At 60.1% G+C, this 1,302-nt stretch carries 1 protein-coding gene; it reads left to right on the top strand.

Features of this window, described 5'->3' with window-relative positions; all coding sequences use genetic code 11:
• Positions 1 to 61: 61 nt before the first annotated feature.
• Positions 62 to 1,302, top strand: a 1,241-nt coding sequence (locus ACWIB3_RS18575) for a phage tail tape measure protein (RefSeq protein WP_454292368.1), incomplete at its 3' end; no start/stop codon positions are given.

The following is a 1,302-nucleotide window of genomic DNA, read 5'->3' as shown; positions in this document are numbered from 1 at the left end:
CATTAAGATGCAGGCGGAGCTGACCAAGCTCCGCGAGAAGAACAACGGGAGATAGCTTCTGATGAGCAATCCCAGCGTAACGGCGACGATCAGCGCAAACGATCAGGCGTCGCCGAAGCTGCGCGAACTACTTGAGCTAACGAAAAAGCTCGATCAGACGGCCAAAGGCCTCTTCAGAGACAACGGCGGCACAGCGAACCTCGCGAACCAATTCCGGCAAGCCAACTCTGCGGCTCAGCAACACCTCAATACGCTGGAAAAAATCCACAAGGTGCAAGCCGCAATCGGTGCGACGGTTGCCGGTGTGGTGGGCGCTAAGGCATTTCAGTTCGCTAAGTCCGCCGTATCCGATTACATCCCGTATGAGCGGGACGTTCGTTACCAGCGGGCAATTCAGCACTACAGCAATTCGGACATGGCGCTGTTGGAGAAGCAGAGGATCGAAGCCGCAACCGTTTACGGATTGAAGCCCGAAGACACTCTGCACGCGCAACAGGCCTTCGTCACCCGAAACTTCTCTGCGCCGATCACCGAGGCGGCCACGAAGCAAGCCATCGTTCTGGCGAAAGCGCTGAACGTGAAGACGGAGGAAGCCGCCAAGATAGTCGAGGGCTTCACGTTCGGCCAAGGGATACATCTGCACAGCGCGGCCGACGCGTCGCGCGAGATTAGGCGGTCGACCGACTTAGCTGCCATCGCGTCTAAGGCCGGTGCCATGACGCCGGAGGATATTCAGCAGTTCGGCAAGTTCGGTATCGGCATGTCGACCGCTGCGGGCATCCGCGCCGAACAGGCCCTTGCGGCTGCGATGACGCTCAAGAGAGCGAACGTGGGCGGCGACGAGTCGGGTGTGTTCATGCGTGCCATATCCGCCCGCTTGCTCGCACCGACGAAGCAGGCTTTCGAAGCGTTCGCCCGTATGGGTATCAATTATGCCGACTACGCCCCCCAGGGCGCTGTCAGCACGGACGCTATCGACGCTTCATTGCGTCGCCGGTACGGGAAGGGCCTTTCCGACGCTGGCAAGACAAGCCTTAACACAGCGCTCAGCGACGAGTCGCGGAATGTGCTTGGGAGCCGTGAAGACTTCTCTGCGGCCGTACGAGAGGCCGTTGAGGCCAGCGGCGAAAAGCTATCTAAGATGGACCAGAAGCATTTGGTCGACACGGCTCTTCGTCAGTACGACTTGTCGAAAGGATCGCTACGGGGCGGCGAGCTGTTTGACGCGATCCTGCAAAAGGCGACCGCACGGGACATGCAGGCCTTGGTCGGGGACAAGCAGGGCGGCCGGGCCGTGATGCC

This window comes from Sphingobacterium sp. NPDC055431, from assembly GCF_053644255.1.
The sequence above is the reverse complement of the archived record's forward strand: the minus strand, read 5'-3'. Positions and strand labels throughout refer to the sequence as shown.